26 protein-coding genes are annotated in these 23,026 nt (G+C 68.1%); 15 read left to right on the top strand and 11 right to left on the bottom strand.

Features of this window, described 5'->3' with window-relative positions; genetic code table 11:
• The first annotated feature begins 87 nt into the window (after positions 1-87).
• Complete coding sequence (locus ACZ5TV_RS05825) at positions 88-1,548, top strand: TiaS agmantine-binding domain-containing protein (RefSeq protein WP_464384223.1); 1,461 nt, start codon at positions 88-90, stop codon at positions 1,546-1,548.
• Between the two features lie 58 nt (positions 1,549-1,606).
• Here ACZ5TV_RS05825 and ACZ5TV_RS05830 read toward each other — a convergent pair whose 3' ends face one another.
• Positions 1,607-2,170: a sugar O-acetyltransferase gene (locus tag ACZ5TV_RS05830; RefSeq protein ID WP_464384224.1), complete on the bottom strand. Its 564-nt coding sequence runs from the start codon at positions 2,168-2,170 to the stop codon at positions 1,607-1,609.
• Positions 2,171-2,259: 89 nt separating this feature from the next.
• Here ACZ5TV_RS05830 and ACZ5TV_RS05835 point away from each other — a divergent pair, with 89 nt between their 5' ends.
• Positions 2,260-2,613: a VOC family protein gene (locus ACZ5TV_RS05835; RefSeq protein ID WP_379783539.1), complete on the top strand. Its 354-nt coding sequence runs from the start codon at positions 2,260-2,262 to the stop codon at positions 2,611-2,613.
• 75 nt (positions 2,614-2,688) lie between these two features.
• Here ACZ5TV_RS05835 and ACZ5TV_RS05840 read toward each other — a convergent pair whose 3' ends face one another.
• Both ACZ5TV_RS05840 and ACZ5TV_RS05845 read right to left on the bottom strand, forming a co-directional pair.
• Entirely contained in the window at positions 2,689-2,919 is a 231-nt protein-coding gene (locus ACZ5TV_RS05840) for a DUF7543 family protein (protein WP_379783541.1), read from the bottom strand.
• Positions 2,920-3,035: 116 nt separating this feature from the next.
• The gene (locus ACZ5TV_RS05845) at positions 3,036-3,179 is read right to left on the bottom strand and encodes a hypothetical protein (RefSeq protein WP_379783543.1); all 144 of its coding nucleotides are present in this window, start codon (positions 3,177-3,179) and stop codon (positions 3,036-3,038) included.
• Between the two features lie 96 nt (positions 3,180-3,275).
• Between ACZ5TV_RS05845 and ACZ5TV_RS05850 the strand changes: the two genes are divergently transcribed.
• The 3 genes from ACZ5TV_RS05850 to ACZ5TV_RS05860 all read left to right on the top strand — a co-directional run bounded on the left by ACZ5TV_RS05850 (position 3,276) and on the right by ACZ5TV_RS05860 (position 5,562).
• Positions 3,276-4,385: an aminopeptidase P family protein gene (locus ACZ5TV_RS05850; RefSeq protein WP_464384225.1), complete on the top strand. Its 1,110-nt coding sequence runs from the start codon at positions 3,276-3,278 to the stop codon at positions 4,383-4,385.
• Between the two features lie 269 nt (positions 4,386-4,654).
• Complete coding sequence (locus tag ACZ5TV_RS05855) at positions 4,655-4,954, top strand: DUF5789 family protein (protein WP_379779954.1); 300 nt, start codon at positions 4,655-4,657, stop codon at positions 4,952-4,954.
• A gap of 161 nt (positions 4,955-5,115) precedes the next feature.
• Positions 5,116-5,562: a DUF302 domain-containing protein gene (locus ACZ5TV_RS05860; protein WP_379779952.1), complete on the top strand. Its 447-nt coding sequence runs from the start codon at positions 5,116-5,118 to the stop codon at positions 5,560-5,562.
• Between the two features lie 190 nt (positions 5,563-5,752).
• Here ACZ5TV_RS05860 and nreA read toward each other — a convergent pair whose 3' ends face one another.
• Together nreA and ACZ5TV_RS05870 are read right to left on the bottom strand one after the other, a co-directional pair.
• Entirely contained in the window at positions 5,753-7,039 is a 1,287-nt protein-coding gene (nreA, locus tag ACZ5TV_RS05865; protein WP_379779950.1) for a DNA repair protein NreA, read from the bottom strand.
• A gap of 75 nt (positions 7,040-7,114) precedes the next feature.
• A complete protein-coding gene (locus tag ACZ5TV_RS05870) occupies positions 7,115-8,131 on the bottom strand; it encodes a transcription initiation factor IIB (RefSeq protein ID WP_379779948.1) in 1,017 nt (338 codons plus the stop codon).
• Positions 8,132-8,316: 185 nt separating this feature from the next.
• On the opposite strand from ACZ5TV_RS05870, the gene rnhA reads away from it, so the two are divergent.
• Complete coding sequence (gene rnhA / locus ACZ5TV_RS05875; protein WP_379779946.1) at positions 8,317-8,913, top strand: ribonuclease HI; 597 nt, start codon at positions 8,317-8,319, stop codon at positions 8,911-8,913.
• Positions 8,900-9,697 (top strand): DUF7108 domain-containing protein, encoded by a 798-nt coding sequence (locus ACZ5TV_RS05880; RefSeq protein WP_379779944.1) that lies wholly within the window; start codon positions 8,900-8,902, stop codon positions 9,695-9,697. Before rnhA ends, ACZ5TV_RS05880 begins: the two co-directional genes overlap by 14 nt.
• A 122-nt stretch (positions 9,698-9,819) precedes the next feature.
• On the opposite strand, the gene ACZ5TV_RS05885 is transcribed toward ACZ5TV_RS05880, so the two are convergent.
• Positions 9,820-10,170, bottom strand: a complete 351-nt coding sequence (locus tag ACZ5TV_RS05885; RefSeq protein ID WP_379779942.1) for a PadR family transcriptional regulator — start codon at positions 10,168-10,170, stop codon at positions 9,820-9,822.
• A 253-nt stretch (positions 10,171-10,423) separates the two neighbouring features.
• Between ACZ5TV_RS05885 and ACZ5TV_RS05890 the strand changes: the two genes are divergently transcribed.
• Both ACZ5TV_RS05890 and ACZ5TV_RS05895 read left to right on the top strand, forming a co-directional pair.
• The gene (locus ACZ5TV_RS05890; protein WP_379779940.1) at positions 10,424-10,957 is read left to right on the top strand and encodes an inorganic diphosphatase; all 534 of its coding nucleotides are present in this window, start codon (positions 10,424-10,426) and stop codon (positions 10,955-10,957) included.
• A gap of 151 nt (positions 10,958-11,108) precedes the next feature.
• The gene (locus ACZ5TV_RS05895) at positions 11,109-11,261 is read left to right on the top strand and encodes a hypothetical protein (RefSeq protein ID WP_379779938.1); all 153 of its coding nucleotides are present in this window, start codon (positions 11,109-11,111) and stop codon (positions 11,259-11,261) included.
• Positions 11,262-11,263: 2 nt separating this feature from the next.
• On the opposite strand, the gene ACZ5TV_RS05900 is transcribed toward ACZ5TV_RS05895, so the two are convergent.
• The 3 genes from ACZ5TV_RS05900 to ACZ5TV_RS05910 form a co-directional block, all read right to left on the bottom strand.
• On the bottom strand, positions 11,264-12,082 hold the full coding sequence (locus ACZ5TV_RS05900) for a helix-turn-helix transcriptional regulator (RefSeq protein ID WP_379779936.1): 819 nt from the start codon (positions 12,080-12,082) through the stop codon (positions 11,264-11,266).
• Positions 12,083-12,259: 177 nt separating this feature from the next.
• The gene (locus ACZ5TV_RS05905) at positions 12,260-12,508 is read right to left on the bottom strand and encodes a hypothetical protein (protein ID WP_379779934.1); all 249 of its coding nucleotides are present in this window, start codon (positions 12,506-12,508) and stop codon (positions 12,260-12,262) included.
• Positions 12,509-12,590: 82 nt separating this feature from the next.
• The gene (locus ACZ5TV_RS05910; RefSeq protein WP_379779932.1) at positions 12,591-13,928 is read right to left on the bottom strand and encodes an MFS transporter; all 1,338 of its coding nucleotides are present in this window, start codon (positions 13,926-13,928) and stop codon (positions 12,591-12,593) included.
• A 227-nt stretch (positions 13,929-14,155) separates the two neighbouring features.
• On the opposite strand from ACZ5TV_RS05910, the gene ACZ5TV_RS05915 reads away from it, so the two are divergent.
• On the top strand, positions 14,156-14,287 hold the full coding sequence (locus ACZ5TV_RS05915; RefSeq protein ID WP_379779930.1) for a DUF7503 family protein: 132 nt from the start codon (positions 14,156-14,158) through the stop codon (positions 14,285-14,287).
• On the opposite strand, the gene ACZ5TV_RS05920 is transcribed toward ACZ5TV_RS05915, so the two are convergent.
• Entirely contained in the window at positions 14,284-16,380 is a 2,097-nt protein-coding gene (locus ACZ5TV_RS05920) for a CHAT domain-containing protein (RefSeq protein ID WP_379779928.1), read from the bottom strand. The genes ACZ5TV_RS05915 and ACZ5TV_RS05920 overlap by 4 nt on opposite strands.
• Before the next feature lie 205 nt (positions 16,381-16,585).
• Here ACZ5TV_RS05920 and ACZ5TV_RS05925 point away from each other — a divergent pair, with 205 nt between their 5' ends.
• From ACZ5TV_RS05925 to ACZ5TV_RS05935, 3 genes are all read left to right on the top strand, one after another.
• Positions 16,586-17,542 carry a succinylglutamate desuccinylase/aspartoacylase family protein gene (locus ACZ5TV_RS05925; RefSeq protein WP_379779926.1) on the top strand — a complete coding sequence of 319 codons (957 nt, stop codon included), beginning with the start codon at positions 16,586-16,588 and terminating at the stop codon, positions 17,540-17,542.
• The gene (locus ACZ5TV_RS05930) at positions 17,542-18,756 is read left to right on the top strand and encodes a threonine synthase (RefSeq protein ID WP_464384226.1); all 1,215 of its coding nucleotides are present in this window, start codon (positions 17,542-17,544) and stop codon (positions 18,754-18,756) included. The genes ACZ5TV_RS05925 and ACZ5TV_RS05930 overlap by 1 nt, the downstream gene beginning before the upstream one ends.
• 183 nt (positions 18,757-18,939) lie before the next feature.
• Positions 18,940-19,845, top strand: a complete 906-nt coding sequence (locus tag ACZ5TV_RS05935; RefSeq protein WP_464384227.1) for a ketopantoate reductase family protein — start codon at positions 18,940-18,942, stop codon at positions 19,843-19,845.
• 60 nt (positions 19,846-19,905) lie between these two features.
• On the opposite strand, the gene ACZ5TV_RS05940 is transcribed toward ACZ5TV_RS05935, so the two are convergent.
• On the bottom strand, positions 19,906-20,127 hold the full coding sequence (locus tag ACZ5TV_RS05940) for a DUF7556 family protein (RefSeq protein WP_379782967.1): 222 nt from the start codon (positions 20,125-20,127) through the stop codon (positions 19,906-19,908).
• Between the two features lie 254 nt (positions 20,128-20,381).
• Here ACZ5TV_RS05940 and ACZ5TV_RS05945 point away from each other — a divergent pair, with 254 nt between their 5' ends.
• The gene (locus tag ACZ5TV_RS05945) at positions 20,382-21,230 is read left to right on the top strand and encodes a CBS domain-containing protein (RefSeq protein WP_464384228.1); all 849 of its coding nucleotides are present in this window, start codon (positions 20,382-20,384) and stop codon (positions 21,228-21,230) included.
• Positions 21,230-23,026 carry a glycine--tRNA ligase gene (gene glyS, locus ACZ5TV_RS05950; RefSeq protein ID WP_464384229.1) on the top strand — a complete coding sequence of 599 codons (1,797 nt, stop codon included), beginning with the start codon at positions 21,230-21,232 and terminating at the stop codon, positions 23,024-23,026. The genes ACZ5TV_RS05945 and glyS overlap by 1 nt, the downstream gene beginning before the upstream one ends.

Consider the following 23,026-nt stretch of genomic DNA (forward strand, 5'->3'; position numbering starts at 1 on the left):
TTGCGGTTTTCTCCGAATGACCGACGACACCATTAAATACGGGTTCCGGCCCGAAACCGGCTTGTCCGCCGGGACGAAACCACGGATATGCCCATCGTCGCCGTCGACGACACGGACTCCCGCGAGCGCGGGATGTGTACGACGTACGTCGGCGTCCGCCTCGGCGAGCGACTGGAAGCGATCGGCGGAACCGTCGAGCGACGGGTCCTCGTCCGGCTCAACCCGGCCGTGAAACACAAGACACGGGGGAACGCCGCGGTCGCAATCCACGCGAGCGGGGTCGCCGCCGACGAGGCGTTTCGGGTCGCCGCCGACACCGTTCGGGAGTTCGCGGCCGCGGAGGACCCGCGGACGTCGCCGGGCGTCGTCGTCGCCGACATTGATGTCGCAGGTCTCGATGGTGGGGTCACCGATCCCGACGGCCGCAACGGCGATCCGACGGCCGTGATCCCCGAGGCGGTCGAGGCGTTCTCCCGGCGGGCGCTCCGAGAGCGGCTCACGCTTGACGAGGCGACGACGCTCGCCGACGCGCACGGCTACCGCCACGCGGGGTTCGGGTCGGGCGGAGCGGCTGGAGAAGAGACACCGGGCAGGGGACGTATCGGGGCGCTCGCGGCCGTCGGCGCGCCCGCGACGCTCGACGACCGGAGCTACGAACGGATCACCTACCGCGAGCGCGACCGCTGTGGCACGCCCCGCGAGGTCGACGCCGAGAGCGTCTTCGCCGCCGCCGACCGGGAGTACCCGACCGTCTGGGACACCGTCGACCGCGGCACAGGGGCGGTGGTGTGTGTCCCCAACGCCCCCGGACCGATCCTCCACGGGATCCGCGGCGACGACGCCGACGCGTGCCGGCGAGTCGCCACTGATATCGACAGCGAACCCGTCGAGCGCGCCGCGACGTTCCTCACCAACCAGGGCACCGACGCGCACCTCGCTGACGGCCGGATCGACGCCCTCCGAGACGGGGCGGGCTACCGCGTGTCCGGCGTCGTCGCCGGCGACCCGGAGACCAAACGCGGCGGCCACGTCCACGTCGACATCGCGGAGGACCGCCCCGCAGAGAACGGAGAGCGAGAGGGGTCCCACGTCGACGGGTCACCCGCCGACGGGAGGCGTGCCGATGGGCTGGCCACGGAGCCCGCGCTCCGCGCCGTCGCGTTCGCGCCCACGGGTCGGTTCCGTGACCGCGTGCGGGCGCTCCGCCCGGGCGACCGGGTAACCCTGTGTGGCGAACACGAGCGTCGTGCGTCGGATCCGGGGCCGGACGGCACCCTGAAACTCGAGAAGTTCGCGGTCCGCGAGCTCGTCCGGACCGAGCGGACGACGCCGACCTGTCCCGACTGCGGGCGGCGGATGTCGTCGGCGGGGCGCGATCAAGGGTACCGCTGTCGAGACTGCGGCACGACCGCGCCGGGTAAGGTGGCCGAGCCGACCGACCGGACGCTCGAACGCGGCTGGTACGAGGTGCCGCCGAGCGCCCGCCGACACGTCGCGAAACCCCTCGTTCGCGGCGGGTTCGACGCGCCGACGCATCCGGAGCGGTAGCCCGGCGTGGGGTCGGTGTCGCCGAAACCGCCAGCGGCGGAGTCGACGGCGGGCGATCTCAGACCCCGTCGAGCTCCCGCACCACGCTCGCGGGGTTCCCCTGGACGACGACGCCCGACGGGACGTCCCCGGTGACGACCGCGCCCGACCCGATCACGGCCCCGTCGCCGACGGAGACGCCGGGGTTGAGCACGGCGCGCCCGCCGATCCAGACGTCGTCGCCGACGGTGACGGGCTCGCCGGACTCCAGCCCACCGGCCCGGTCCGCGGGGTCGAGCGGGTGTGTCGCCGTGTACACGTGGACGCCCGGCCCGAGCAGACAGTTCCTGCCGAACTCGACCCGGCGAACGTCAAGCACCACGCAGTCGAAGTTCGCGAAGAACCCCTCGCCGACGTGGAGGTTGTAGCCGTAATCACAGCGGAACGGGGGGTCGACGGTCGCCGTTCGTCCGCCCGAACCGAACAGCGTCGCCAGCACGTCCCGTCGTTCGGCCTCGTCGCCGGCCGCGGTTCGGTTGTACCGTCGCGTCAGATCGCGAGCGCGTTCGCGCTCGGCGACCAGCTCGGGATCGCTCGGATCGTACGGCTCGCCGGCCAGCATCCGCTCCTTCTCGCTCGACATGCGGGCAGATCACCGCCACCGGGCAAGTGGCTTCCGGAGCCGACGGAGCCGTCACGTGGGTTTAGGTGTCGGCCCACCCTTCCCCCCGTATGTCCGGGATCGTCTTTTACGCGACCGAGAACCACGACGCAGTCGTCGAGTTCTACCGCGACCGACTGGGGATGGAGCTGTGGCTCGAACAGCCCGACTGTACGATACTCGAACACGGGAACCTCATCGTCGGGTTCTGTGACCGTGACCGGACCGACGACTGCGGGATCGTGACGTTCCTGTACCCCGACAGGGCCGGCGTCGACGCCGCCCACGACCGGCTCGCGGACGTGGCCCGCGAGGAGCCACACCGGAACCCGACGTACGACATCTATCAGTTCTTCGCGACGGACCCGGACGGCCGGACTGTCGAGTGTCAGACGTTCCTCGATGACGACGTGGAACTCCCGTAACCGTCGGGACGCGAGCCGGGTTCCGGTTCGACGCCACGACCACGCCCTCCGTTCGACAGCGACCACGATACCGACTCACTCGTCGAGGTCACGCGCGGTGCGCCACGACTCCGCGTGTGCCTCGGCGGCCGCGCGATCGTCGAACCGGACGCGGTCGTAGGCGGCCTCGTCGGTCGCCTGCTCCATCACGTCGAGCCTGACGACGAACCCGCCGTCGCCGCGCTCGCGGATCCGAACCGTCGCGTACCCGTCCGAGCGTTCCCACTCCGTGATCGTGTCGTCCTCGCGTGCGATCGACCAGCTCATGTCCGGGGAGGGCGCGCCCGGGGCTAAAACGGCCCGGTTCCCGCGCCGAACGCGGGCTGGTGGGATGCGAGTCCGATCCGAAGGTGGCGACGCTCGATCCGTTTTCTAGACCCGTCTCAGTCGTCGGTCGCGATCGGCCCACCGGAGTACGAACAGACCGGACAAACCGCGTAGCCGAGAGTGTCGTACGGAACTGACGTCGAGGGGGCCGTGGTGTCGCAGTTCGGACAGTCGAACGTCGAGGTCGGTTCGGTGCTCATGTCACCACACACCACCCCTCAGGGTATAGTTACGACCCGCTTGATGGGGCAGTAACCACACCCTGTTTATATACTGATCCGGCACCGACACCGGGTATGACCGACGACACATACACGACCCGACGGGCGCGAACGCGGGACCGGCTCGCCGCCGTCGACGCCGACGGGCTGGTCTGTTTCCCGAGTCGAAACCTGCAGTACCTGACGGGGTTCAACGAGGAGCCGGGCGAGCGACACTTCCTGTTGATCGTTCCCGCGACCGACCCCGCGACGCTCCTCGTACCCGAACTGTACGGCGAGCAGGTCCGATCGGAGACCGACGTGGACGACGTGCGCACGTGGGCCGACGGCGACGACCCCCGCGAGGCCGCCCGTGACGTCCTCGACGAGCACGACCTGCGGAGCGGTCGCCTGCTCGTCGACGACACGATGTGGGCGCGGTTCACGCAGGACCTCCGGGCCGTCGCGCCGGCGGTGACGTGGGGGCTCGGGAGCGAGGCGCTCGCCGACCTGCGAGTTCGTAAGGACGAGGCGGAGCTCGCGGCGCTGCGGCGGGCGGCCGCGGCCGCGGACGCGACGGTATCGGACCTCCGCGCGCTCGGCACGGAGGCGGTCGGGATGACCGAACGCGAGCTCGCCGATTGGATCGCCGACCGGCTCACCACTCACGGCGGGGAGGGGATCTCCTTCGAAACGATCGTCGCCGCTGGAGAGAACGGGGCGAAACCCCACCACAGCTCCGCGGATCGCGAGATACGCGCTGGCGACCCCGTCGTGCTCGATTTCGGGACCCGCGTCGACGGGTACCCCTCCGATCAGACGCGAACGCTCGTGTTCGGTGGCGAGCCGCCGGCGGCGTACGAGGAGGTCCACGCCGTCGTCCGCGAGGCACAGGCCGCCGCGGTCGGGGCCGTCGAGCCGGGCGTCACGGCAGCGTCGATCGACCGGACCGCCCGCGAGGTGATCGAAGCGGCAGGGTACGGGGACGCGTTCGTCCACCGGACGGGCCACGGCGTCGGCCTCGACGTCCACGAGGAGCCGTACCTCGTGGCGGGCAACGACCGCGAGCTGGAGCCCGGGATGGTGTTCTCAGTCGAGCCGGGCGTGTACCTCGACGGGCGCTTCGGCTGCCGGATCGAAGACCTCGTGGTCGTGACGGAAGACGGCCACGAGCGACTGAACACGACGGACCACGATTGGCGGTGAAATCCCGCGTCGAGGGGCGAGACGCCGTTTCGTCGTGAGACCGCCACCGACGACGCGACGTGTCCGTGAGGGCTGGCAGACGTCTCCGGCGGCCCCGACCCGGAGTCTCTGACGGGATCGTGTGCCTCGACTCCCGCTCAGAGCTAGCGAGCGGGACGTGATAACCGTGTGACCGGATATGTTCGGTACCCTGTCGGTGAACCATCGACATCAGGGCGAGGATAAACCGTATCGAAAACGTTACCCTCAGCGCACCGGAATCGCGGGGCATGAGCGACACCGACGCGGAAGCGGACGCGGAAGCCGAAGAAGTGCCCGCCGTCGAGCTCGGCGAGGGGCCGGACGTGGCGGGCGAGCCGATCGCCCGCGTCGCGTCGCGGCTCACGTGGCCCGCGAAACGGAGCGACATCCGGGCACAGGAGGGCGACAGCGAGATCCGAACCCCGGAAGGGCCCGTCGAGCTCGACGGGGCACTCGCGGAATCGGACGTCTCCCTGTTCGAGAGCCGCGGTGAGTTCGTCGACGCGGTCGAAGAGGTCGTCGGACGCGGCCCAGTCGCGACGGAGTAGCGGCCCGCCGTCGCGCGGCTCAGAGCGACCCGCACCACACGATCCGACCCGCACCACACGATCCGGGCGACAGGGACCATACGGTCCGGGCGACACGTGCCGAGTGGTCCGAAGCGACCGGCATCGCACACCCTTTTGTCCGTCCCGCCCGAGTGAAACCCATGACGCTCCCGTTCGACCCCGACGCGCTCGACGGCGACGATTTCGGCGAGAAGCGAGCCACCCTAGAGATGGACCACGAGGCGGCGATAGCACGCGTCCGCGAGGTCTGTTCGGAGGTGGGGTTCGGCGTCCCCGTCGAGTTCTCCCCTTCCGAGCTGCTGAACGAGAAGGTCGACGCCGACCGCGACCCCTACTACGTGCTCGGGGCGTGTAACCCGGCAGTGGCCGACCGCGCGCTCGACGCGACCGACGGGCGGATCGGCGCGCTGTTCCCCTGTAACATGGTGATCGAGCAGGTCGAACCCGGCGAACAGGTCGTCCACCACGTCTCGATCATGAAGATCGCGCGACTCCTCGGCCTCCCGAGCGACGACGAGGAGATGGACGCGATCGTCGACGACACCGGCGAGCTGGTCGAGGAAGTCTTCGACCGGCTCGGCGAGTGATTCGAAGCGGATCCGACGAGTGAGTATATAAGCGACACCTCGATCACCGGTCGGTGCTGCCGGTGAGTTGCCTGCCGACCGTAGCGGCGACCGCGAGGCCGGAACCGACGCAGCCGACGCGGCCGACAAAGCTGACGTAGCCGACGAGGTCGGCCTCCCGATCGAGTATGTAAGCGTCACACGGGTCCGATTACGAGAACTCCGCGAGGTTCGCCTGGAGCCCGGCCGCCATCGTCGACTTCCGCCGGAGCCGAGCGGTCGAGATCGGGAGGTGCTCGGCAACACCGCGAACGGCCTCGCCGAACGTCTCGGCGGTGCCGTGTTCGCCCGAGAAGGCGTTTCGGACGGCCTCGCGGACCTGCCAGACCCCGACGGGACCCCAGTACTCGTCGGAGACGTGCCGGCAGACGAGGGCTTTCGCCTGCCGCCCGCGCTCGTCGAGGTGTTCTAAGACGCCGACGCGGGCGGCGTAGTACGCGCCCGCGGTCTCCTCGACGTAGCCGGTGCGCCCCTCGCGCCCCTCGCTCGCGGCCGCGAGGTAGGTCCCGGCCGCCGGGTCCGGGTTCCAGATCGAGCCCGGCGCTTTCAGCTCGACCAGCTCGTACTCCCAGTTGCCGGGGACGAGGACGACCCAGAACGCGTTCCCGAGGTACTCGTTGCGGTGGACCTCGATGGCGTCGATCGTCGGGTTCGACCGGATCGACCCGCGGAGATACTGCCCGATCGTGTCGTCGACCGCGGTGATCGACCACCGCGTGGGAACGAGTCGACGGCTCTCCCCCTGGCCGAGCGCGCCCGCGGAGAGGATCGTGTTGATCTCGTACACGTCGAACCCGCGCCGGTAGAGGTACGTCATCGCCCCCTCCGCGCGCCAGTCGTCGTCCTCCAGCGTCTTCTTCACCGGCCGCGGCACGTGCGGGTTCTCGCCAAGCGCCGCGTCACGGGCCGACGCCCGGGGGCCGGTCGGGGTCTTCACGTCCTCGACACCGACCTCGAAATCGAGGTCCGGCGTCCCGTCCAAGCCGATTTCCACGTCGACCGGGCGGTCCGCGATCGCGACCTCGCGCTGGACCCCGAGCCACCCGTCCCACGCGTCGTGGACCCCGGTTCCGTCGCCTGCTCCGGCGTCGTTCACGTCGATTCCTCGGTTGGCGTTCAGCAGGCTCGTTCGGCGCTCGAACACGTCGCCGATCGAGACGCCCTCGTCGTACCACGCCGCCGACGTCTCGAAGGTCGCGGCGCGCTCCTCGCGTCCGACCGGCGAGAGCAACCCGGTCGAGACGCGGGGGTAGTTCGAGCGGCCGACGAAGATCGACGGCGAGACGCTGCCGACGACCGCGTCGTCGGACACCTCCGCCTCGAAGCGTCGCTCGAAGGAGTCGAGATGGTCGAGGATCCCGTAGTCCTTCTCGCGCGCGAGTCGCCGCCGCTCGGCGCGCTCGTTCGCCTCGAACTCCAGGTACTCGTCGAGCCGCATTCGCTCGGATAGTGGCGACGGCGCGGCTTGAACGTTACTCGTGTCGAGGGGGAGAACGGCGCGTGGAACAGACCGCTACGCGTGGATCCCCATCGCCTCGATCTGCTCCTGATACCGGTTGCGGATGGTGACCTCCGTCACCTGTGCGACGTCGGCGACCTCGCGTTGGGTCTTCTTCTCGTTACAGAGCAACGAGGCGGCGTAGATCGCGGCCGCCGCGTAGCCGGTCGGGGACTTCCCCGAGAGCAGTCCCTTCTCGGCGGTCGTCTCGATGATCTCGTTGGCTTTCCCCTGCACCTCCTCGCTCAGTTCGAGCTCGGAGGAGAACCGGGGGACGTACTTCTTCGGGTCCACGGGCCGCATCTCCAAGCCGAGCTCCTGGGAGATGTACCGATACGTGCGGCCGATCTCCTTGCGGTCGACGCGCGAGACGTCGGATATCTCCTCCAACGAGCGGGGGATCCCCTCCTTTCGACAGGCGGCGTAGAGGGCGGCGGTGGAGACGCCCTCGATCGAGCGGCCGCGGATAAGGTCCTCGTTCAGGGCACGGCGGTAGATGACGGAGGCGACCTCCCGTACCGAACGCGGGACGCCGAGCGCGCTCGCCATGCGGTCGATCTCTGAGAGCGCGAATTGGAGGTTACGTTCGCCCGCGTCCTTCGTCCGGATCCGTTCCTGCCATTTCCGCAGTCGGTGCATCTGTGACCGTTTCTTCGAGGAGATGGAGCGTCCGTACGCGTCCTTGTCCTTCCAGTCGATCGTCGTCGTCAGCCCCTTGTCGTGCATCGTTTTCGTCGTCGGCGCGCCGACGCGGGACTTCGACTGCCGCTCCGAGTGGTTGAACGCCCGCCACTCCGGGCCGGGATCGATCTGTTCCTCCTCGATGATGAGTCCGGTTTCCTCGTGTATCAGTTCGCCGTCGGCCGTCCGGGTGAGCTCCGCCGGATCGAGGTCCTCGGGGTCCAACTCCTCGGCGTCCAGCTCGTCGAGATTCGATCCATCGATGTCCACCCCACCGGACTCCGTTTCGTCCTCGTCCTCATCCCGCGTGCGCTGCCGGTCGTGATCCCGTTGCCGGGTTGGCCGTGTCATCGCATTTATATACTAAGCCGACCGGCTGACTTAAAAGTTCGTGAGGGATCGGATCTGCTGCGAGCCGCGGACGACGGGCCGCCAGCGGTCGGTAAGCCATCAACAGTCGACGAGCCATCAACAGTCGACGAACCACCCTCCCGAGACGGACAACGCTTTTACCCGCCGGTTCGGAGTTCGGTCGAATGCCGACGATCGACTGTGATCCGGCGGTCGCGCGCTCCCGCTTGGAGGACGCGGGCGTCCGGATCGAGCCAGGGAACACCGACCACGAGCGGTGGCGGGCGGACCGGGACGGCGCGGTCGCCGTCGCCTACGACGACAAGGTCGTGGTGCAGGGGAGCGATCCGGCGCGGCTGACGAACCTCATCGCGGAGGGGGGCGGGCGGGCGCACGTCTACTTCGACGGCGCGTCTCGCGGAAACCCCGGTCCGGGCGCAGTCGGCTGGTGTCTCGTCACGTCCGACGGCGTCGTCGCGGAGGGCGGCGAGCGGATCGGTCGCGTCACCAACAACCAGGCGGAGTACGCGGCGCTGATCCGAGCGTTGGAGGCGGCCGACGAGTACGGCTTCGACGCGATCGACGTCCGCGGGGACTCCGAGCTGATAATCAAGCAGGTCCGCGGGGAGTGGGACGCCAACGACCCGACGCTCCGCGAGCGACGGGTCCGAGTCCGGGAGCTGTTAGCGCGGTTCGACCGGTGGTCGTTGGCGCACGTTCCGCGGGAGATAAACGCACGCGCCGACGATCTGGCGAACGAGGCACTCGATGAAGGGGACTGATCGGACCGACGAGCACGGGGACGGAACCGCCGACGACGAACCGCCGGAGTGGGCGAAAGAACGGGCACGCGAGATCGTGGAAGCGGGGTCGCCGGATGGAGACGCCGCTGTCGACGGAGACACGGACGACACCGGCGGGGCGACGACGGTCCAAGAGGAGGCCGCCGACCGCGTCCCGGACGTCCCGGTCGAGGTGGTCGAGGAGGCGGAGCGCCTCACCCGGCTCGCGCGGGAGGCGACGGACCCGGACGCGGCCGCGCACTATCGCGAGCGACGCGACGAGCTCGTGACCGATCACGAGTACACCCCGCGGCTCCGCGAGGACGACGACACACTGGTGTTGTATCCGGCGGAGTGGATGGAGTCGGGGACCGTGCGGATGGACCGGATCGAGGACACCGATCGCGCGGTCGAGGTGTCGCTGTCCGGCCCGGGGGACGCCGACCGATACCGCGAGATCGCCGCCTACAACGACGCGGTCGTCGACGCGGTCGCCGACCGTGCTGCCGACGTGCACGCCGAGACCGCCCGGACGTTCGCGGCGTTCATGAGCAATCACTACGTTCGGCACGTCGACGACGCGACGCCGGCGATCCGGGAGGAGTTCCGCGAGGAGTACCTCCCGCGAAACGGCTGGCCTACCGACGAGCAGCTCGCGCGCGTCGAGGAGTCGCTGACGACGGTCGAATCGGTGGCAAGGGATGTCGAGGAGCCGGAGATCGAAGATCCGGAGATCGAGAAACCGAACATCGAGGGATCGGGCCCCGACGAGCCCGAGATCTGAGAAGTCGGCGTCGTGACTCGCCGTGAGAATGGAAGACGATCCGTGTCGTGTGCCAAAGCACGGATCGTGATCGAACAGGGATCAGGCCGTGACTGCCGTGGGCCGTGGCCGCGTGGAACCGGTTACTCGACAAGCGAGCGGACCTCGTCGGCCCGCGTCTCGTCGATGACGAATCGGTCGAGGACCCACTCCAGCTGGCCGAGAACGACGTCGTGTCCGGCATCAGTGAGCTCGTACTGGTTCGTTCGCTTGTCGAGTTCGCTCTTCGAGACGAGCCCTTGGTCCACGAGGTCGTCGAGGTTCGGGTAGAGCCGGCCGTGGTTGACCTCCGAGCCGTAGTACGCCTCGAGCTCCCGTTTGACCGCGAGCCCGTACATGGGCTCTTCAGCCAGGATCGTGAGGATGTTCTGCTGGAACGCGGTCAGGTCGTGGGCGGTCGTCGATTCTTCGGAAACTGATCGTGCCTCTGACATGCATGACCGAACGGTTCCCTGACTTATAACCTTTCTCAACAATCGTCGGTATAGACCGGCAGACGGCGGGTACACGTCTCGGATCGGCCGCTTCGCCCGATCCGCCGGAAACGAGTCGGAGTGAGAAGCCGGCCGATCCGGCCGGGTCCGTGTGTGACACCCGCGAGAGGGGTCGGCTGACTGGTACCGTGTCTGGCAATCGGGAGACGCCGTCCGAAAGGACTTTGGACGCGTTCGTCGGACTGTGTTCTACATGGTAAACCTCTGGGAGGACCTCGAAACGGGGCCGAACGCCCCCGACGAGATCTACGCGGTCGTCGAGTGTCTGAAAGGCGAGCGGAACAAGTACGAGTACGACAAGGACATCCCCGCCGTCGTGCTCGACCGGGTGCTGCACTCGAACGTCCACTACCCGTACGACTACGGCTTCATTCCGCAGTCGTACTACGACGACGGCGACCCGTTCGACGTGATGGTACTCGTCGAGGATCAGACGTTCCCCGGCTGCGTGGTCGAAGCCCGCCCCGTCGCGCTGATGCGGATGGACGACGACGGCGAACAGGACGACAAAGTGATCGCAGTCCCCGTTGAGGACCCGCGGTTCGACCACATCGAGGACCTCGAGGACATCCCACAGCAGATCCGCGACGAGATAGACGAGTTCTTCTCGACGTACAAGAACCTGGAGGCGGGGAAGGAGGTCGAAACGCTCGGCTGGGAGGACAAAGCGACCGCCAAGGAAGCGATCGAACACGCACAGCAGCTGTACGCCGAGGAGTTCCAGTAACCACGGGGCGGGTAGCCGCCTTGCGAGTCGGCGTGAAACGACCCGGACCCCGTGCGATCGCATAACCGCCGAACATTACTCCGCGCTACGCGCATGATTTATGCGCATGGGTAATTTTTAGGGAGTGGACGGCGTATCTTGAGGTAGGGAGATGAGCGCACACGACCTATCGGTCGGCATCGATCACCCGACCGTCGTGCCGACGAACTTCGACCGGGACAGCCGGGACCCAGAAGCGGACACCGTGGGGTCGCCGGCAGAGACGCCCGTTGATGAGGGTGGCGACAACCTACGCGACCACTGAGTTCAGGCCCGTTCGAGAACGGCCGATAATGGGGTCGCATCGACCACGAGCGCGTCGAACCGTGAGTCGGCCCAGTCGAGCACCGACGGAGCGGTGGATTCGAGCACGTACCGCGGGTTGTTGTTCTCGTCGTAGGCGATGACACACGCGCGATCATCGTAGCGAAAGAACCCGTACTCGATCGAGCGCTCGGTGACGTACACGGAGGCGTCGTCGTCGTCGAGGGCTCGGTCGGTCGCCGGACCGAACTCGTCCATCGACGTCGCGAGCACGTCCCGGTCGATAACGAGTTCGACGTCGGAACCCGCATCGAGTGCGGACGCGGCCGCCTCGTTGTACTGGGTCGTGACGATTGGCGAGACCGCCCGGATCGACGAGCCGCTCGCGACCCGGAGCAGTTCCACGACACGGTCGAGCGCAGCCAGCGGGTCCCGCTCGGTCGCGGCGGTGAGCGTGCCACTGTCGAGTCCCGATGCGGGGAACCCCGCACTGGCACGTTTCATGTCGGCCGCGAACTCCCCGTATCGGTCCGCACGGTCGATATCGGCCAACAGCGACTCGTAGGCGTCGTGGACCCGTTCGCCGGTCGCCGTCACGTGATACGCCGCGTCACGTTTGACCACCCATCGGCGCTCACGGTACCCGGCCAGAACTCGCTGGACGGTCGTCCGAGTCGCATCCACCGCGTCGGTGAGCGCCGCCGGACGACACGGTTCCTGCCGGAGCGTCCTGAGGATCTCGACCCGCACTGGCGACCCCGTGAGGTACCGTGCACCGTCGTGAGGCCGGGAACCGTCATGGTGGCCGGGATCGGACGCCATCGTTGACGCGTGGGTACGCACAACGGATTGATAACCGTGTCGTCAACTGTATACCTCGCCGGAACGGCGAAGTATCGTGTCCAGTGAGGGTTAAAGCATCGGAAGCGGTTCCTGAGCCGCGGAGTCACGGAGCCGCGGAGTCACGGAGCCGGATGGAGCGTCGCGGCAGTACTGCGGTCAGGGCCGGTATTGGAACGTGACGACCGTCCCGACGGTGTCGTCGCCGGCGATCGTCTCCGTCGTCACCGTCAACCCGACGACCGCGTCCTCGCCGACGGCCTCATCGACGACGGCACGGAGCGCGTCGGGATCGGCACCCTCCTGTAACACCGGGATCCGGACCTGTTGTCGGTTGATCCCCACGTCGCCGAGGTCGTACTCGGTGTGCTCGAACGCCTCGTGGATCGTGGTCTCGAGGTCAGTCATACGTCGTGATTCACACCCGAGCTACAAAAACGGGGTGGCGAACGCATGGAGGCAGAGCGCAGGCGAGCAGAGGCGACCGAACTCAGGCGTACGCCTCGTACTCCTCGCCGAAGGCCGCGAAGTACGTGACCCCGGCGAGTCCGATGACGCTCGCGATCCCGAACGCGAGGACCGGGTCGCCGTCGAAAGCAAAGTCGACCGACGATAGGGAGAAGCCGCCGTAGATCAGGCCGCCGATCGCGGCGCTCGGGATGACGACCGCGTTGCGCACGAAGTAGTACGACCCCGACACCGTCCCGCCGGCGTCGCGTTCGGCCGGACCGACGATGAGCGCCTTGTGTGCCGGCAGTCCCGCGAACCGGAGCCCGGAGAACGCGAACAGCAGGGCGAACACGAGCGGGTCGCCGGGCGCGACGATGAGCAGGACGGGGAAGACGGCGTACACGAGGAAGCCCAACCCGACGACCGGTTTCAAGCCGACCCGCTCGGCCAGCCGCGCCGCGGGAGGCATCGACACGAGCGCGACCGTCATCTCGATCGCCAACAGGACGCCGAAGAACACCGCCGGCGACAACGAAATCGGGCCGACGGTGAGTCCCACCTCGCGGAACTGCGTGACGACGAGGACGAAGAACACGTACACCATCCCGTTGGCGAACCGGACGAGCGTGTCGGCCACGAGGAGCGGACGGAGCGTCGAGGGGAGCCCGCGGAGGTCGCCGAGTATCTCGGAGATCCCCTCGAACTCCTTGCCGATCGAGTCCTCGCTCGCGTCGTACAGCCGGTGTTGGGCGACCGTGGCGAGCACCGCGAAAACGACGGCGATCGCGAGCACGTACTGGAACCCGACGGTGAAATCGGCGAACGCGTACAACACGCCGGCCGCGATCAGCGGCCCGACGAGAAACGCGGTCCGCCGGAACACCTCCGTGCTCGCGAACCCGCGCGCGAGGCGGTCGGGTGGGACGGACTGCTTGACGACGGCGAACGTCGCGCCGAGACCGAACGACTTCCACGCCTGTGCGAAAAAGAGCCCGACGAAGATCCAGATCCACGGTTCGAGGACGACGCCGGTGACCGTGATCGTCCCGAGGTTCGGCGCGACGAGCCAGACCGCGAACCCCAGACTGGAGGCGAGCCCGAACAGCGTGAGCGCCACGCGCGACCCGATCCGGTCGGAGAGCCGACCGCCGGGGTACGGGTACGCCGCGCCGATGACGTTGCCGACGGTACCGAACAGTCCGATGACGAACGCGCTCGCTCCGAGCGCGGACATGTACTCCGGAACGTACCGGCTGGTCATCTGGAACCCGAGGCTGAACGCGAACATCGCCACCGACAACACGAGCACGTCCCGCCGAAACGAGAGGAACTGGCGGAACGGGTCAAGCAGGTCGACGTCGCCCTCGCTCATACCCATCGATGCGGCGAGTGCCGCTTGAATCCAGCGACGGGTGACGAGTCCTGCCGATATGGCGCGGTTTCAGCGGACGATCGGGTGTCCCATGGCTTGAATAGCGACCCCTGCGTCGATCCAGCTGTCGAACGGGCCTCGACGTTCGTTTCAGAACTGTATTGATTCAAACATCGAACACGTACCAGTTCGCATAAGACTGGATGTTATTATCACGCGTTATCTTCTGTAATATGCACGAAAGTGTTGCAGACTACCTGGCTGAGAACCCGAAGATGACCGGCGTCCTGTTCACCGCCCTGCTGTTGTTGTCGCAGGCGGCTCCCGCGGCGGCGAACGCTGTTGTCACCGATCCAGGCCCCTAATCGATCGTGAAAGTATCACTCCAGTATAGTTCGCCATCGACGAATATCGGGAGTACCTCCAATTCAAGGAACTCTCTGAGGTTTGACGAAGAAACGTCATCCACAGTCATAAGAGAAGGTAAATAATAATTTGACTGTGTTGACCCAAGATTAGCCGTAGTAAGTGATCCCAGCCCGTACGCACCGTTCGGGAACACATCAGTTAGCACGTTCCAACTATCGTCTCTATTACGCGAGAGTGTAACAACTACAGCTGAACCACTCCGGCTCTGACAGATCGTCGCTCCACCGTCGCCGACGACGATGTACTGGTGGCCGGTGATCAGCTCGCGTTTCGCGACGTGAAGCGCGGTCCGGAGGTTGAACCCGCTGTTCATCAGTCGCGCGATGATCCGGCCGAGTTTGGTCGCCGGCGAGTTGGCGACGTCGCTCAGGGTGACGATGCCGCCGCGGCTTCCACGGTGGACGAGCGCCTCGCCCTGTCCGTACGACTGACAGGCGTTCAAGAGGAAGGCGCTGACGCCGACTTCGAGGTCCTCCTGGGTGAGATCGAGGTGATCGTCCGAACACTGCATCCCCCGGTCGTCGACGTGGCCGATGTAATGGAGGAAGTCCACGTCGGACGCGAGCGTCTCACGCATCTCCGCGCGGGTGAGGTTGTGTTTGACGTCGATGTCGAACTGCACCATATCGCGGAGCCCGTACAGCTCCGAAACCTCGTCCTCCTCGGCCATTTGCTCGTCGTTACAGACGACGAGGACGGAGATGCGTGACTGCTCAACGGCACCCGTCTCCAGCCGCCGGCGGTACGCGTCCAGCGTGGCCTTGTTCGCATCGAGCGGCACCCCGTCACCGACCCAGGCGTGCTCCACCGTGTCGACCCCCTCCGGTTGCACGAACTCCGCGCTGTCGAGGGCCGCCCCCCGGTCGGTCGGTACGTCCGCGCCGCGCGTCGACGCATCCGCACCACCCCGAACCAGATCGGCGGGTTCCGGGCTTGGCGCACGGAAGAAGCCGAGACCGTCGTCCGCCGTGGCGCTCGCGGGCGTAACCGTCTCCGGCGAGCGGACGATCGACAGCTCGGCCGCGACGAACGGGATCGATTCGATGTTGTCCGGGTCGGGCCGGACGTCCGTCGTCAGCGTCCACTGCGGGAGCTCGGGTTCGACCCGCTCGAACGGGACGGCGAGGTACTCGCCGAGGCGCTCAGCGAGCGGGGCGTCGTACAGGGCCCCCCAGTCGAGGTCGATGTCGGTCGCCTCGCGCTCGTGGAGGTCGACCGGATAGAACCCCTCCGTACGGGCGATACAGTCGAAGTGGAACGACTGTCTGAGGACTTCGGCTGCCCGCCGTTCGAGGTCCGGTTCAAGCGAGTGCTCCCAGCCGTCGCCCTCGATCCGTGCCGGCGACCCCGGGACGACCTCCGCGGCGAAGTAGTACGCGAGCGGAACGACCGGGTACAGCGATCGATACTCGGGCGGGACGACGATCCGGACGCCGCTGTCGGGCGGATCGACCCGCTCGGGGATCCGGAACTCGTCGCCCGGCTCGATCAGCGGCGGGTGGCCCCGGAGCGTCGGGAACGACCGTTCGGGGCTCGTCGTCTGAAGCGCGGAGCCGAGCAGTGAAACGGCCTGCATCAGCGACTCAGGGTCGGTCGGGGTAGTGATCGTTCCGGCGGGAGCCTGATGGAGCGAGCGGAACCCGAGCGAGATGACGGTGGGGTTCTCGAACTCGATACGCGTCGTCTCGCGGTCCGCCGTTGCGGAGAACTCCGCCGAAAAATCGAGATACAGCTTCGTCGGCGCGGGATCGATGCTGACGTAGTACTCGCCGTCGGGCATCGAAAAGTCGTCACCGCGGGCGAGAAGCGTTCCGTCGGCGTCACGGGCGGTCACCTGTGCGACCCGCGGGATCTTGATACACCCCGTCTCGACCGTCACGCTCGCGTCGACCGGGAAGTAGTGGTCCGCCTCGGGAGACGGGCGTGGCACGACGCGCCGGTCGGTGTACAGCTCGAACTGGGTGTTCTCGATGTGATCGGTCACGGTCAGACCGGCGGCGTCACACAGCGGGTCGATATCGATGCTCATGTGATGGGTTTCGTCCGCGACCGGGCGGGGTCGAGCTCCCGAAACGGCGACCGTTCCGCGACCGGAACGTGGGAGGACCGACACGCGGGACGGTAGTGGCTACCATCCGTTTGTCGGAGACGGGCGTAAAGCTTGTGTCGCCGATCGGGTCGCTCACGCGACGTGGACCGAACGGATAAAGGGGCCGCCGGCCCACCTCCGTGTAATGATCACGCTGGGAACGGCACGGGCACCGCCGGGCGAGGCGGACACCGGCCGTCTCGAGGTGGGGGAGACGCGCGACGGAAGCCCCGTCCGGCTGCCGGTCGCCGTCATCAACGGTGCCAGCGATGGGAAGACGCTCTACATGCAGGCGGTCAGCGACGGCGACGAGCTCAACGGGCTGGGGGTGGTGAGCCGGGTCGTCCCCCGGATCGACCCGGCGACACTGTCGGGCGCGGTGCTCGTCGTCGGGATCGTGAACTACTTCGGCTTTCAAGTCGCCGAACACCGGAACCCGATCGACGACCGAAAGATGAATCGCGGCTACCCCGGCGACCCCGAGGGAACGACGAGCGAGCGGATCGCCCACGCGACGTTTCAGACGGCGAAGGAGGCGGATCTCGTCCTCGACCTCCACCAGGGCTCGACGAGCCGGATGATAAACGAAACTCGAGTCCGCTGTGGGCTGCGACACCACCTCCACGGCGACTGCTTGGAGCTCGCGAAGGTGTTCGGCTGTGGCCACGTCCTCGACATCAAGGGCCCGGACGGCCAGCTGGCGCGGGCCGGCCCCGATCAGGGGGTCCCGACCATCGACCCCGAGCTCGGCGGGTGCGTAGGGTGGGACGAGGAGTCGATCCGGTACGGTGTCGAGGGGGTGTTCAACGTCCTCCGTTACTACGGCTTCCTCGACGGGGACGTCGACGTGGAACCACAGACCCGAGCGCGGGGGTTCGACCAGTACGGCTCCCCGGCCGGCGGGCTCGTCCGGTTCGAGACCGACCTCGGCGAGCGGGTGTCCGTCGGCGACACCCTGTTCGAGGTGACGGACGTGTTCGGATCGCGAAAGGCGCGGGTGACCGCGGACGAGAGCGGCGTGTTCTGGCGAACCCGCAGACTGCCACAGGTCGCCGCCGGCGAGTACGTCTGCTCGGTAGGGACGAACGTCGACACGTACTGATGGGCGGGACCGATTGCGGGGAAACGACGGTTCGATCCCTGGAGTGTCCGGCCTGTGGGGAGACGGTGGGAGACCGGTGGCGGTGTCGGTGTGGTGCCCCGCTTCGTTTTGCCGACCGTCCGATTCCGGGAGGCGAGCCGCCGTCCCCGGCCGAGTTCGACACGCGAGCGGGGCTGTGGGCCTTCGAGGCGTTCCTCCCCGTCGGTGACGACCCGACCGATCGGGTAACGCTCGGCGAGGGCATGACGCCCCTCGTCGACGCCGACGGGGCGCAACGAGGCTCGACGGACGCCGGCGGGGACGGCCGATCCGATGAGACACGATGGAACGCGTCGTTCAAACTGGAGTACGTCTTCCCGACCGGTTCGTTCAAGGACCGCGGGGCGACGACGACGCTGACACGCGCAACGGAGCTGGGCGTCGATCGGGTCGTTGAGGACTCGTCGGGGAACGCGGGAGCCGCGATCGCGACGTACGCGGCGCGGGCGGGGATCGACGCCGAGGTGTACGTTCCCGCCGACGCGAAACCGTCGAAGCTCCGAGCGATCCGGCGGGCGGGCGCGACGCCGGTGCGGATCGAGGGGAGCCGAACCGACGTAACCGACGCGTGTGTCGCGGCGCTGTCGATCGGTGAGTCCGGTGAGTCCGACAAGTCCGGTGGCAAGGCGTGGTACGCGAGCCACGCGTGGAACCCCGCCTTCTTCGAGGGGACCGCTACCGTCGCGTACGAGATCGCCCTCCAACGGGGGTGGGACGCGCCGGACGCGGTCGTGACCCCGCTCGGCCACGGGACCCTCTTTCTCGGGGCGTACTGGGGGTTCCGTCGGCTGCGACGGGCGGGCTGGATCGACGAGATCCCGCGGCTGTACGGAGCACAGGCGGCGGGGTTCGCCCCGGTCGTCCGCGAGCTCCACGGGGGCGACGCGGCCGGCCCGGACGGCGCGAGCAACGATATCGCCGACGGGATCCGGATCGCGGAGCCGGTCCGGATCGACGGGATCCGCGAGGCGATAGCCGACGCCGGCGGCGACGCGATCGCGGTTACCGAGGCGGCGACGACGCGGGCGCTCGACCGGCTCCACGCCGACGGGTTCTACATCGAGCCGACCTGTGCGGTCGCGCCCGCCGCCCTCGACGAGCTGCGGACGCGGGGAGCGATCGGCGACGACGAGGACGTCGTCGTCCCGCTTACCGGCAGCGGGTTGAAGGGGTAACTGGGCTGGAAGAGCGAGGCTGGAAGCGACAGGCCGGGGCTGGAAGCGACAGGCCGGGGCTGGAGGCGACAGGCCGTGGCGAGCTCCGAACGAGGCCGGGAGCGACCGACCTCGTCTCCTCCGGAGCGGTCGCGTGCGGATCCCACCGATATTTCTTTTCCGGGGTAGGCCGTTGGATCGACTATGGAGGTGCTCGTGTACGGCGCGGGCGCGCTCGGGAGCCTCGTCGGTGGGATGCTCGCTCGCGCGCACGACGTGACGCTCGTGGGGCGGGACGCTCACATGCGGCGGATCCGCGAGGACGGGCTACGGATCGATGGCGAAGTGAACGCGCACGTGCGGCCGCGGGCAGTCACTGACGGGGCCCGGCGCTCGGCGGAGCTCGCGCTGGTCACGACGAAGACGTACGACACCGACAGCGCCGCGGCCGATCTGGCGACTGGCGAGTACGACGCGGTCTGCTCGCTCCAGAACGGGCTGACCGAGGAGCGGCTCGTCGCGGCGGTCGACCCACCGGTGCTCGCCGGGACCGCGAGCTACGGCGCGCGGTTCCTCGAACCGGGTCACGTCCGGTGTACCGGGGTCGGCGAGGTCGTCGTCGGGACGCTCGCCGGCGGGCCGAGCGCTCTGGCAAGCCGGATCGGGCGCGCCTTCGACGCCGCCGGGGTCGACGCCACGACCGCGGAGGACATGCCCCGTCGTCGGTACGAGAAGCTCGCCGTCAACGCGGGCATAAACGGTCCGTCGGCGCTCGCACGAGTGACGAACGGCGAGGTGCGGACGGGGCCCGCCGTCGATGTCGCTCGCGAGGCCGCCCGCGAGGTCGCGACGGTCGCACGGGCCGACGGGATCGATCTCCCGGACGAAACGGCGATCGACGCGGTCGAGCGGGTCGCCCACGACACGGCCGCGAACCGGTCATCGATGTGTGCGGACGTCGAGGCAGGACGGCGGACTGAGGTCGACGCGATCTACGGCACGATCGTCGAGCGTGCCGCCGCCCACGATGTCGACGTCCCCACGTGTCGAACGCTGTCGGCACTGATCCAGGGATGGGAAGTGGGAGAGGGCGTTCGAGACGGGGAGTAGCCGACTCGGGTTCGTCGGCGAACGGGACGGAAATATACCCGGAACGCGAGGGTGGCGACTTCAGCACCACTCCTCGAGCACGGGAGCATCCGTCTCGTCGACGGAGAGCCACGCGTTCTCGCGGGAGACATCGGCGATCACGAGCTCCGATCGTGTCGCCGAGGCGTCGATGGACGCCATGACATCGGGAGAAGAGCCGACGTCGACGTCCGGGTCCATCGGCAACCCCGTCCGATGACGGTCAGGGTCCGGGTCGTCCCAGGGAGTGGAACTCCGTGACATGGTTGTGATTACTTCTCAACCATTTATAAGGTTTCCGAACCCAGGTTTCGGATCAGTCGGCCTGATCGGCGTGATCACCCGATATCCGGGTCTGGATCGCCGTCCGCTCGCGGATCAGGAGATCGTCGACCGGGATTCGGTGACGATCCGACGGAATGGAACGAGAAGGCCCCGGATAGCCGGCGGAACCCGCGAGGGATCGCCCGCCGGTCACCTTCGGGGGATACAAGAGGAGCGACGCTGAAAGACGGAGCATGAACGTAGCAGACGCCATGACGCCCCGTTCGGACCTCGTCGTCGTCGAGATCCCGGGCAGTCGAAACGACGTGTTGGAATACCTCCAGGAGCACGGCTTCTCCTCCGTACCGGTCGTCAAGGAGGTCGACGGCGAGGAGGTGTACCGCGGGCTCGTTTCGCGTGACGACCTCATCGACCAGCCCGACGAGGACCAGCTCGCGCTGTTGATGCGTGAAGTGCCGACGACGACGGCGGACACCTCGATCGAGGCGGCCGCGGAGCTGATGGTCGCCGACGGGGCGCGGCGGCTCCCGGTCGTCGACGGCGACGCGCTCGTCGGGATACTCACCGTCACCGACGTGGTGCGTGCTATCGCCCGCGGCGAGGTCGACGGCGACCGACAGGTCGGCGAACTGGCGACTCGGTCGGTGAACGCGACTCACGTCGAGACACCCCTTCCGGTCGCCGAGCGCGAGATCGGGCTCGCGGGCGTCCCGTACGCCGTCGTCCTCGACGACGACGCGTCGATGGCCGGCATCCTCACGGAGGTCGACGTGGTGGAAGTCGCCCGCGTCGTCGAGGGGGAGGCGAGCACCGGCGACTCGATCGCCGAGCAGGACTCCGAGTGGTCCTGGGAGGGGATCAAAGCGACCGGCGCGCGCTACCTCCCCACCCGGAACGTCGAGCTGCCCGTGGGGCCGACGCGCCACTTCATGACCGACGAAGTGATCACGGTCAACGGCGCGCGGACCGCTCGCGACGTGGCACAGGAGCTGATCACGAACGACGTCGAGCAGGTGCCGCTCGTGAACGGCACGGAGCTCGCCGGTATCGTTCGAGACGTCGACCTCCTGGAGGGTATCTGATGGCCAGCGAGGCGCTCACCGAGCTCGCGAAGCGGCGCGGGTTCTTCTTCGGCTCGAACGGCGCGTACGGCGGCACCGCCGGCTTCTACACCTTCGGTCCGCAGGGCGCGGCCCTGAAGCGGAACGTCGAGGACGCCTGGCGCGACCGCTTCACGCTCCAGGAGGGGAACCGCGAGATCGAAGCGCCGACCGTCATGCCGGAGGCGGTCTTCGAGGCGTCGGGCCACCTGGACACGTTCGACGACATGCTCGTCGAGTGTTCGGAGTGTGGCTCGTCCCACCGCGCCGACCATCTCGTCGAGGCCGTCACCGACATCGAGGACGCCGAGGCGTTACCCGGCGAGGAGGTCGAAGCGCTCATCGCCGACAACGACATCGCCTGCCCCACGTGTGGCGCGTCGCTCGCGGGCGAGCCGGTCGAGGACTTCAATCTCATGTTCGCGACCGATATCGGACCCGGCGACGCCCAACCGGGGTACCTCCGGCCGGAGACGGCACAGGGGATCTTCGTCGAGTTCCCGCGGTTGAAGGAGTACGCCCGCGGGAACCTCCCGTTCGGTATCACCCAGATCGGCCCCGCCTACCGCAACGAGATCTCGCCGCGCGGCGGGCTCCTCCGGCTGCGCGAGTTCACGCAGGCCGAGCTGGAGCAGTTCATCGACCCCGAATCAGACGAGCCGCCGCTGGACCGCGTCCGCGACGTGTCGGTCCGACTGTACCCCGCGACCGAACAGGAGGCCGCGGACGGCGAGTACCTCGACACGACGATCGGCGAGGCGGTCGACGACGGCGTCATCGGCTCGCCGTGGGTCGGCTACTACCTCGGCGTCGCCCAAGAGTGGTACGAGCGCGTCGGCGTCGACACCGACCGGTTCCGGTTCCGGCAGCACCTTGCTGGCGAGCGCGCCCACTACGCGGCCGACTGCTGGGACGCGGAGAGCGAGGTCGACGGCGACTGGATCGAGATCGCCGGCTTCGCGTACCGCGGCGACTACGACCTCTCGAAACACGACGCGTACGGCGACGACTCCTTCACCGTGTTCAAGCGGTACGACGAACCGAAAACCGTCGAGCGCGCCACCGTCGACCCCGACATGTCGGTGTTGGGGCCGGAATTCGGCGGGGACGCCGCCGCGGTCGCCGAGGCCCTCGCGACCCTCGCCGAGCGCGACCCCGACGCCTTCGACGGCGAGACGGTCGAGGTGACCGTCGGCGAGGGCGACGACGCGGAGACGCACGAGGTCGACGCCGACGTGGCGAACTTCTCGGTTGCGGAGGCCACCGAGAACGGCGAGCACATCACGCCGCACGTGGTCGAACCCTCCTTCGGGGTCGGACGAACGGTCCAGACGCTGCTCGCGCACGCCTACGAGACCGACGAGGTCGACGGCGAGGAGCGCACCTTCCTCTCGTTAGCGCCCGAGGTCGCACCACAGGACGCCGCCGTCTTCCCGCTGGTGACGAACGACGACCGGCTGACCGCGCTCGCCGACGAGGTCGCCGCCGACCTGCGGGCGGCCGGCCTCGCGGTCGCGTACGACGACTCCGGCTCGATCGGGCGTCGCTACCGGCGGCAGGACGAGGTGGGGACCCCGTTCTGTGTCACCGTCGACCGCGACGGGATCGAGGGCGACGGGCCGGAGACGGTTACGGTCCGCGAGCGCGACTCCGCCGAACAGGTCCGGGTCCCGGTCGACGAGCTCGCCGAGACGCTGGCCGGGCTGCGGGCGGGCGGCTCCTTCGGCGACCTGATCGATCGGTACGGGACGGTCGAGACGGACGTGGAGACGAGCTGA

The sequence above is a fragment of the Halorubrum tibetense genome (assembly GCF_055396225.1).

Coding starts and splice junctions, on each gene's coding strand:
- ACZ5TV_RS05845 (WP_379783543.1), bottom strand. CDS start 3,179: ATGAGCACCGAACCGACCTCGACGTTCGACTGTCCGAACTGCGACACC.
- ACZ5TV_RS05895 (WP_379779938.1), top strand. CDS start 11,109: ATGAGCGCACACGACCTATCGGTCGGCATCGATCACCCGACCGTCGTG.
- ACZ5TV_RS05915 (WP_379779930.1), top strand. CDS start 14,156: ATGCACGAAAGTGTTGCAGACTACCTGGCTGAGAACCCGAAGATGACC.
- ACZ5TV_RS05825 (WP_464384223.1), top strand. CDS start 88: ATGCCCATCGTCGCCGTCGACGACACGGACTCCCGCGAGCGCGGGATG.
- ACZ5TV_RS05910 (WP_379779932.1), bottom strand. CDS start 13,928: ATGGGTATGAGCGAGGGCGACGTCGACCTGCTTGACCCGTTCCGCCAG.
- ACZ5TV_RS05935 (WP_464384227.1), top strand. CDS start 18,940: ATGGAGGTGCTCGTGTACGGCGCGGGCGCGCTCGGGAGCCTCGTCGGT.
- ACZ5TV_RS05870 (WP_379779948.1), bottom strand. CDS start 8,131: ATGACACGGCCAACCCGGCAACGGGATCACGACCGGCAGCGCACGCGG.
- rnhA (WP_379779946.1), top strand. CDS start 8,317: ATGCCGACGATCGACTGTGATCCGGCGGTCGCGCGCTCCCGCTTGGAG.
- ACZ5TV_RS05930 (WP_464384226.1), top strand. CDS start 17,542: ATGGGCGGGACCGATTGCGGGGAAACGACGGTTCGATCCCTGGAGTGT.
- nreA (WP_379779950.1), bottom strand. CDS start 7,039: ATGCGGCTCGACGAGTACCTGGAGTTCGAGGCGAACGAGCGCGCCGAG.
- ACZ5TV_RS05860 (WP_379779952.1), top strand. CDS start 5,116: ATGACGCTCCCGTTCGACCCCGACGCGCTCGACGGCGACGATTTCGGC.
- ACZ5TV_RS05890 (WP_379779940.1), top strand. CDS start 10,424: ATGGTAAACCTCTGGGAGGACCTCGAAACGGGGCCGAACGCCCCCGAC.
- ACZ5TV_RS05885 (WP_379779942.1), bottom strand. CDS start 10,170: ATGTCAGAGGCACGATCAGTTTCCGAAGAATCGACGACCGCCCACGAC.
- ACZ5TV_RS05855 (WP_379779954.1), top strand. CDS start 4,655: ATGAGCGACACCGACGCGGAAGCGGACGCGGAAGCCGAAGAAGTGCCC.
- ACZ5TV_RS05850 (WP_464384225.1), top strand. CDS start 3,276: ATGACCGACGACACATACACGACCCGACGGGCGCGAACGCGGGACCGG.
- ACZ5TV_RS05920 (WP_379779928.1), bottom strand. CDS start 16,380: ATGAGCATCGATATCGACCCGCTGTGTGACGCCGCCGGTCTGACCGTG.
- ACZ5TV_RS05835 (WP_379783539.1), top strand. CDS start 2,260: ATGTCCGGGATCGTCTTTTACGCGACCGAGAACCACGACGCAGTCGTC.
- ACZ5TV_RS05880 (WP_379779944.1), top strand. CDS start 8,900: ATGAAGGGGACTGATCGGACCGACGAGCACGGGGACGGAACCGCCGAC.
- glyS (WP_464384229.1), top strand. CDS start 21,230: ATGGCCAGCGAGGCGCTCACCGAGCTCGCGAAGCGGCGCGGGTTCTTC.
- ACZ5TV_RS05900 (WP_379779936.1), bottom strand. CDS start 12,082: ATGGCGTCCGATCCCGGCCACCATGACGGTTCCCGGCCTCACGACGGT.
- ACZ5TV_RS05840 (WP_379783541.1), bottom strand. CDS start 2,919: ATGAGCTGGTCGATCGCACGCGAGGACGACACGATCACGGAGTGGGAA.
- ACZ5TV_RS05940 (WP_379782967.1), bottom strand. CDS start 20,127: ATGTCACGGAGTTCCACTCCCTGGGACGACCCGGACCCTGACCGTCAT.
- ACZ5TV_RS05905 (WP_379779934.1), bottom strand. CDS start 12,508: ATGACTGACCTCGAGACCACGATCCACGAGGCGTTCGAGCACACCGAG.
- ACZ5TV_RS05925 (WP_379779926.1), top strand. CDS start 16,586: ATGATCACGCTGGGAACGGCACGGGCACCGCCGGGCGAGGCGGACACC.
- ACZ5TV_RS05830 (WP_464384224.1), bottom strand. CDS start 2,170: ATGTCGAGCGAGAAGGAGCGGATGCTGGCCGGCGAGCCGTACGATCCG.
- ACZ5TV_RS05945 (WP_464384228.1), top strand. CDS start 20,382: ATGAACGTAGCAGACGCCATGACGCCCCGTTCGGACCTCGTCGTCGTC.